Origin of the sequence: Mycobacterium sp. UM_11 (assembly GCF_001414075.1) — a bacterium.
In the GTDB taxonomy this organism is placed as follows: Bacteria; Actinomycetota; Actinomycetes; order Mycobacteriales; family Mycobacteriaceae; genus Mycobacterium.
In genome coordinates this window covers 1-7,432 of the sequence record NZ_LATC01000156.1, presented here as the reverse complement: position 1 = coordinate 7,432, position 7,432 = coordinate 1, and the positions used below count along the sequence as shown (strand labels likewise).

The window sequence follows — 7,432 nt, the reverse complement described above, 5'->3', positions numbered from 1 at the left end:
GCCCGGGACCGTCGGGGTTTCCCGCAGCCGCTGGATCGCCTCCCACAGGATGAACAGGGACACCCCGAGCAGCAGCCCGGCGTTGGCCACCGCGGTGAACACCTCGGCCCGGTGCCACCCGTACGTGCGCGACGGTGACGCGCTGCCCCGGCGGGCCAGCGTCACCGCGGCCAGCCCCATGAAGACGGCGACCACGTCGGTCAGCATGTGGCCCGCGTCGGCCAGCAGCGCGATCGAGTTGATCACCAGCGAGGTGGTCAACTCCACGACGAAGAACGCCGCCAGGATCGAGGCGGCGATGATCATCCGGGGAATCAGCCGAGACGCGTCGGTCTCGGCGGGGGTGTGGTTGTGGCCGGCGCCCATGGCCAGCAATATATGCGGATTTACGCATATATGGCAAGCGTCAGAGCCAGCGGCTCCAGAATCGGGTCAGCACGTTGCCCGCGGACACCAGCCAGCCGGGCACCCCGGAGAAATCGAACAGCCACAGCACCACCTGAAAGAACCAGGCGCTGGCCGGCCACAGCAACAGCAGCAGGATGAAGAAGCCCCACTGCTTGGCGGGGGCCACGGCCCGCTGCGTCTCGGGACTCAGGTGCGGTTCCAGGGCGTCGTAGCCGTCCAGGCCCGGGATCGGCAGCAGGTTCAGCACCACCGCTGTCAGCTGCAGAAATCCCAGGAACGCCACGCCCGCCCACAGCACCGCGTGGTCGGGCTCGTAGAGCAGTCGCGTCAGCGCCAGCAGCAGCACCGCCAACACCAGGTTCGCCGCCGGGCCCGCGAGGCTGACCAGCGTGCGACGCTTCGGCGTCATGAACCAGGTCCGTAGGTACACGGCGGCGCCAGGCAGGCCGATCCCGCCCAGCGCGATGATCACCATCGGCAGCAGCAGCGAAAGCGCCGGATGGCTGTAGCGCCGCGGATCCAGCGTCAGGTACCCGCGGACCGCGGCGTCGTGGTCGCCGAACCGCCAGGCGGTCACCGCGTGACCGAATTCGTGCAGGCACAGCGACACCAGCCAGCCCGCGATCACGAAGGTGAACACCCCGGCATACGCCAGCGGCCGCACGGTCGAACCGGCCAGCCAGGCGAGCACGCCGCCGATCGCCGTCACGGCCAGCAGGGCCAGGAAGATGGGGCTGGGTCGCACCGATTCGTGCCGGGCGGGCGGGATCACCGGTCGAAACTATCGGACCACCGGGCGGCCTCGACGTGGCGGTGCGACGTCGACCGGCGACCCGGCCCCCTGTGAATTCGCGGCGCGGCAGGGTACCGATTAGGCATGACTGATAAATGGTTCTCCGACGTCGATGCGCCGGGACAACTGACCCTGGCGGATCTGTGCGACCAGATCGAGCAGAAGATCCATCTCAACGCGGACAACCAGAGGCCCCCTGAGGAGTTCGGCGACTGGCAGACGTGCGTGGCGGACCGGGACGCCACCATCCACAAGCTGAGCGCCGCCGTCGTCAACCTTTGCCAAATGGTCAAGCACCTGGCGTCGAAGCAGCAAGGTGGTTGCGCCTAGCCCCGCGACCTACCGGACCGCCAGCCAGCCCTCGACGTGGCGGTAGAACGTCGAGCGGCGCGCGGGACGCGGCGCGGACACGCCGTCGCGCACCACGGTGACCCCGGTGCTGCCCAGCTGGACCGCGCGGCCGGCTACCCAGCGGCGCCGGCCGACGCGCGCGCGCAGGCCCGGCACGTCAACCGTCGGCTCGATGTCGACGGCGGCCGCGTCGCCGTCGAACAGCACCGCGTCGTCGACGACGGCCTCCCCGCGCAGCAGCCGCCCCTCGGCGGGCAGCCAGGACGCCCGCCCGACGACCACCGACCCGGTCTCGTCGCGCACCAGCGGCACCCGCCGCGCCGAGCCCCGCAGCGCACGCCGCGCCGCCCGCCGTCCGGCGGGTAGGCGGTAGGTCCGCGTGGCGCGGGTGCGCCGGCGCGGCGCGTAGGCCATCTCGATGTCGAGCCGGCCGGCGCGCAGCAGCCGGGTCAGCACCGCGGCCAGGTCGGCGTCGGCGCCGAGCACCACCAGCCGCCGATACGGTCCGATCGCGGCGTCGATGTCGGTCGTGTGTACCGGCAGACCGGCCAGCGGCCCCGGCACCCGGCGATCGCCGAACAGCAACACCGCGACGGCGCGATCTTCTTGCCTCACCAATGCCTTTGTCTTTCAATGCCTCTCGACCACAGGACGGCCAGACCGGCTGAGCGGCGGACGATCTCGTCATCACGACACAGTCACAACATGATTCCGGACTGCGAAAGTTGCTGCGTCATCGCCTGATGTCAACCGGATACTTTACTCCTGCCACGGGGTCAACGAATGGGTGGCCAAGAGAACGGAGAACTGCCATTCGCCGACTCACCCTTGGCGCCGTTGCGCTTTCGGCTGCCCTGCTGTGCGTCGGGCCGGCGACCGCCTGGGCCGACGAATCGATCGTGATCGACTTGGTGCGGCACGGCCAGTCGGAGTCCAACGCGGCCGGCGTGATCGACACGTCGGTGCCCGGAACGGCGCTCACCGCGCTCGGCCAGCAACAGGCGAGGGACATCGCCACCGTGATCGCCGCGCAGGGCCCGGTGGCCGGGATCTACGCGTCGCAGTTGATCAGGACGCAGCAGACCGCGGCCCCACTGGCGGCCATGCTCGGCATGAACGTGCAGGCATTGCCCGGGCTCAACGAGATCGACGCCGGCGCGTTCAACGGCCAGCCCCAGCTCAGCCTCGCGGGGTTGGTGTACCTGCTGGGCCCCGTCGCGTGGCTGCTGGGGCTGCGCATCGTGCCGATGCTGGCCCCGGGCTCCACCGACGCCAACGGATTCGAATTCGCCAACCGCTTCAACGGCGCCCTGCAAACGATGTACGGCAACGCGGCCGGCTTCACCGACACTCTGCAGACGATGTACGCCAATGCCATGGCCAACCCGGTTCGGTCCACGGGCGGCAAGATCACCGAGGTGGCGTTCTCCAGCGAGTTCACCATCGGCGTCGGGACGATGATGACCGTCAAGAATCCCGATCCGCTGCTCTTGCTCTTCGATCCGCTGCCGAACACCGGCATTGTCGAGATCCAGGGCAATCCGCACGACGGCTGGAGGCTGGTCAGTTGGAACGGGAAACCCGTGTGGCCGGGGTGGGCGGCCAAGAGGCCCGCTCGTGACGCGAACCCCCTGTGCCTGATGTTGGACGCACCGGCCCGGGGCGGTGTGTGCGCGGCCAAACCGGCCGCGACGTCGTGAAGCGGGGCCGTTCGCGACACGAGCCGGGATTCAACCGGGCCTTGGCACAGGTCCGTTGCCGCCCGACGTTTAGGATCGCCACGTGAACGGCGCCTTGCCAGTAGAGCCACAGTAAGCAGGCGGGAGCAAGTCATGCCGGCAATCGTCCTCATCGGCGCCCAGTGGGGCGACGAGGGCAAAGGTAAAGCCACCGATCTGCTCGGCGGGCGCGTGCAGTGGGTGGTGCGCTACCAGGGCGGCAACAACGCCGGACACACCGTCGTCCTACCGACCGGCGAGAACTTCGCGCTGCACCTCATCCCGTCCGGGGTGTTGACCCCCGGCGTCACCAACGTCATCGGCAACGGCGTCGTGGTCGACCCCGGGGTGCTGCTCGACGAGCTCAAAGGCCTCGAAGACCGGGGCGTGGACACCACCAAGCTGCTGATCTCCGCGGACGCGCACCTGCTGTTGCCCTACCACGTGGCCATCGACAAGGTCACCGAGCGCTACATGGGCAACAAGAAGATCGGCACCACCGGGCGCGGCATCGGGCCCTGCTATCAGGACAAGATCGCCCGGCAGGGGATCCGCGTCGCCGACGTGCTCGACCCCGAGCAGCTGACCCACAAGATCGAGGCGGCGCTGGAGCTGAAAAACCAGATCCTGGTGAAGATCTACAACCGCAAGGCGCTGGACCCGCACCAGGTCGTCGACTCGCTGCTCGCGCAGGCGGAGGGGTTCCGCCACCGCATCCGCGACACCCGGCGGCTGCTCAACGCGGCGCTGGAGACCGGCGAAACGGTGTTGCTGGAGGGCTCCCAGGGCACCCTGCTCGATGTCGACCACGGCACGTATCCCTATGTCACGTCGTCGAATCCGACCGCGGGCGGCGCGGCCGTCGGGTCCGGCATCGGCCCCACCCGCATCACCACCGTGCTGGGCATCCTGAAGGCCTACACCACCCGGGTGGGCTCCGGGCCGTTCCCCACCGAGCTGTTCGACGCCAACGGCGAATACCTCTCCAAGACCGGCGGCGAGTTCGGTGTCACCACCGGGCGGCGGCGCCGCTGCGGCTGGTTCGACGCCGTCGTCGCCCGCTACGCCACCCGGGTCAACGGCATCACCGACTTCTTCCTGACCAAGCTCGACGTGCTCTCCAGTCTGGAAACCGTGCCGATCTGCGTCGGCTACCGCATCGACGGCGAACGCACCAACGACATGCCGATGACGCAGGCCGACCTGCACCGCGCCGAACCGGTCTACGAGGAGTTGCCCGGCTGGTGGGAGGACATCTCCGACGCGCGGGAGTTCGACGACCTCCCCGCCAAGGCGCGTGACTACGTGTTGCGGCTGGAAGAGCTTGCCGGAGCGCATGTTTCGTGCATCGGCGTCGGGCCGGGACGGGAACAGACGATCGTGCGCCGCGACGTGCTGGCGGCCCGCCCGTGACCCAGCCGGCGGCCGAACCCGACCCGAAAGAACTCGACCCCGAATACGACCACCACGGCGGCTTCCCCGAATACGGCCCGGCCAGCCCGGGCCCGGGGTTCGGCCGGTTCGTCGCGGCCATGCGCCAATTGCAGGACCTCGCCGTGTCCGCCGACCCCGGTGACGACCTGTGGGACCAAGCCGCCGACCGGGCGGCGGCGCTGGTGGCGCTGCTGGGGCCGTTTCAGGCCGACGAGGGCAAGGCCCCGGCCGGGCGGACGCCCGACCTGCCCGGCATGGGCAGCCTGCTGCTGCCGCCCTGGACGCTGACCAAGTACGCGCCGGACGGCGTCGAGATGACCGGTTACTTCAGCCGATTCCACGTCGGCGGGAATCACGCCGTGCACGGCGGGGTGCTGCCGCTGCTGTTCGACCACGTGTTCGGCATGGTCTCGCACGCCGCGGGGCGCCCGATCAGCCGGACGGCCTTCCTGCACGTCGACTACCGCAAGGTCACCCCGATCGACACGCCGCTGTCGATACGCGGCCGAGTCACCAGCACCGAGGGCCGCAAGGCGTTCGTGGCCGCCGAACTCGTCGACGGCGACGCGACCGTGCTGGCCGAGGGCAACGGGCTGATGGTGCGGCTGCTTCCCGGCCAGCCCTGACGCGCGGCGCACCTATCCTTGAGCGGGTGACCGAAGGACCAGACGACAAGACGACCGCGCTCACCGTCCCGCCGCAACCGCCGGCGGGCGACGCCGACGTCCGGCCGCGTGTGGCGTTGCTGGGTTCCGGTGAGCTCGCCCGCGAACTGGCGATCGCCCTGGGCCGCCTCGGCGCGCGGGTGATCGCCGTCGACGAGCGCGCCGGCGCCCCCGCGCACGCGGTGGCCGAGCAGTCGCTGGTGGTTCCGCTGACCGACGCCGACCAGCTGACGCAGGCGATCCGGGGACTGCAGCCGGATTTCGTGGTCACCACCACCGACGCGATCGCGACCCAGGCCCTCGAGGGCGTCGAGGGCGCGCAGCTGGTGCCCGGCGCCCGCGCCGTGCGGCTCACCGCCGACCGCGAGGGCCTGCGCCGGCTGGCCGCCGACGAGTTGGGCCTGCCCACCGCGCCGTTCTGGTTCGTCGGCTCGGCCGCCGAGCTCGAGGCGGTGGGCGCGCACGCCGGCTACCCGCTGCTGGTGCAGCCGGTGCTCACGGCCGACGGGCGCGGCCGGTCGGTGGCGTCCGGACCCGACGACATCGCGGCGGCCTGGCAGCGCGCGACGGGGGGCAGCGGCGAGCAGCACCGGGTGCTGGCCGAGACCGTGGTGGAGGTCGAGTTCTACGTCACCCTGCTGGCCGTGCGCAGCGACGGGCCGCACGGGCCGGTGATCGACTTCTGCTCGCCCATCGGCCACGGCGAGGGCGCCGACGTGCGCGAGTCCTGGCAACCGCAGCGGATGAGCCCGGCGGCCGTGGACGCGGCCAAGTCGATCGCCGCGCGGATCGTCAAGGCGCTCGGCGGGCGGGGTGTCTTCGCCGTCGAGCTGATGATCAACGGGGACGAGGTGTACTTCGTCGACGTCACGCCCCGCCCCGCCGACAGCGCCTGGGCCACGGTGCCCAGCCAGCGGCTGTCGGCGTTCGAACTGCAGGCCCGCACCGTCCTGGGGCTGCCGGTTGACACCATCATGATTTCGCCGGGCGCGGCCCACCGGGTGGAGCGCGCCGACGCGCCGCCCGCCGCGCTGGCCGGGGCGCTGGCCGGCGTGCCGGAAACCGACCTTCGCCTGGCCGGGCGGGGTTTCCAGGCGCTGGCGACGGCGCCGGACGTGGCAGCCGCGCGGGACCGCGCGCGGGAGGTCGCGGACCGCCTGGCGGTACGGCACCAGGGCCCACACAGCTCGGTCACGCGAGAGGCGCGGTTATAACCTCGCTACCATCCGAGGTCATGAGCACAGAGCGCGCAGGCTCCTACGCCGGAGACATCACGCCAGAGCAGGCCTGGGAACTGCTCAGCGACAACCCGAACGCCGTGCTGGTCGACGTGCGCACCGACGCCGAGTGGCGGCTCGTCGGCGTGCCCGACCTGTCCAGCCTGGGCCGCGAGGCGGTGTTCATTGAGTGGAACACCTCCGACGGCAGGCACAACGCGAACTTCGCCGACGAACTGCGCGACCACGTCCCGCCGGGCGCCGAGGCCGAGCGGCCGGTGGTCTTCCTGTGTCGCTCGGGCAACCGCTCCATCGGCGCCGCCGAGGCCGCCACCCGCGCCGGCATCACCCCGGCATACAACGTGCTGGACGGGTTCGAAGGCCACCCGAACAGCCAGGGGCTTCGGGGTGAATCGGGTTGGCGCGCCGTCGGATTGCCCTGGAAGCCGCTATGACCGACCCGGCGGGGGAGTCTGTGCGCGCGCCCAAGGCCCTGCCCGACGGCGTCAGCCAGGCCACCATCGGCGTGCGGGGAGGCCTGCTGCGCTCCGGCTTCGAAGAGACCGCCGAGGCGATGTTCCTAACGTCCGGCTACGTCTATCCGTCGGCGGCGGTCGCGGAGCAGTCGTTCACCGGCGAAGTGGACCACTTCGTGTACTCCCGCTACGGCAACCCCACCGTGACCATGTTCGAGGAGCGGCTGCGCCTGATCGAGGGTGCGCCCGCGGCGTTCGCCACCGCGAGCGGCATGGCGGCCGTGTTCACGTCGCTGGGCGCGCTGCTGGCCGCCGGCGACCGACTGGTCGCGGCGCGCAGCCTGTTCGGGTCCTGTCTCTTATACACATC

General features: G+C 70.7%; 10 protein-coding genes. 7 read left to right on the top strand and 3 right to left on the bottom strand.

The genetic code is table 11. The features are described 5' to 3' along the window. Both WU80_RS23480 and WU80_RS23475 read right to left on the bottom strand, forming a co-directional pair. Window positions 1-366: cation diffusion facilitator family transporter (locus WU80_RS23480; protein ID WP_156371840.1), on the bottom strand; the 366-nt coding region annotated here is incomplete at its 3' end. Window positions 367-406: 40 nt separating this feature from the next. Then, the gene (locus WU80_RS23475) at window positions 407-1,180 is read right to left on the bottom strand and encodes a site-2 protease family protein (protein ID WP_055405473.1); all 774 of its coding nucleotides are present in this window, start codon (window positions 1,178-1,180) and stop codon (window positions 407-409) included. A 105-nt stretch (window positions 1,181-1,285) separates the two neighbouring features. On the opposite strand from WU80_RS23475, the gene WU80_RS23470 reads away from it, so the two are divergent. Then, a complete protein-coding gene (locus WU80_RS23470; protein WP_055405472.1) occupies window positions 1,286-1,531 on the top strand; it encodes a hypothetical protein in 246 nt (81 codons plus the stop codon). Window positions 1,532-1,540: 9 nt separating this feature from the next. Here the strand turns inward: WU80_RS23470 and WU80_RS23465 are convergent, their stop codons facing one another. Beyond that, on the bottom strand, window positions 1,541-2,167 hold the full coding sequence (locus tag WU80_RS23465) for a hypothetical protein (protein WP_055405476.1): 627 nt from the start codon (window positions 2,165-2,167) through the stop codon (window positions 1,541-1,543). 197 nt (window positions 2,168-2,364) lie between these two features. Between WU80_RS23465 and WU80_RS23460 the strand changes: the two genes are divergently transcribed. From WU80_RS23460 to WU80_RS23435, 6 genes are all read left to right on the top strand, one after another. Then, window positions 2,365-3,252: a histidine phosphatase family protein gene (locus WU80_RS23460; protein WP_055405475.1), complete on the top strand. Its 888-nt coding sequence runs from the start codon at window positions 2,365-2,367 to the stop codon at window positions 3,250-3,252. Window positions 3,253-3,384: 132 nt separating this feature from the next. Then, window positions 3,385-4,683: an adenylosuccinate synthase gene (locus tag WU80_RS23455; RefSeq protein WP_055405471.1), complete on the top strand. Its 1,299-nt coding sequence runs from the start codon at window positions 3,385-3,387 to the stop codon at window positions 4,681-4,683. Further along, window positions 4,680-5,330, top strand: a complete 651-nt coding sequence (locus WU80_RS23450; protein ID WP_055405470.1) for a PaaI family thioesterase — start codon at window positions 4,680-4,682, stop codon at window positions 5,328-5,330. Before WU80_RS23455 ends, WU80_RS23450 begins: the two co-directional genes overlap by 4 nt. A 14-nt stretch (window positions 5,331-5,344) precedes the next feature. Then, a complete protein-coding gene (purT, locus tag WU80_RS23445) occupies window positions 5,345-6,583 on the top strand; it encodes a formate-dependent phosphoribosylglycinamide formyltransferase (RefSeq protein ID WP_055405474.1) in 1,239 nt (412 codons plus the stop codon). 20 nt (window positions 6,584-6,603) lie between these two features. Next, window positions 6,604-7,041 (top strand): rhodanese-like domain-containing protein, encoded by a 438-nt coding sequence (locus tag WU80_RS23440; protein WP_055405469.1) that lies wholly within the window; start codon window positions 6,604-6,606, stop codon window positions 7,039-7,041. Continuing rightward, on the top strand, window positions 7,038-7,432 hold a 395-nt coding region (locus tag WU80_RS23435), incomplete at its 3' end, for a PLP-dependent transferase (protein WP_197286013.1). The genes WU80_RS23440 and WU80_RS23435, both read left to right, overlap by 4 nt.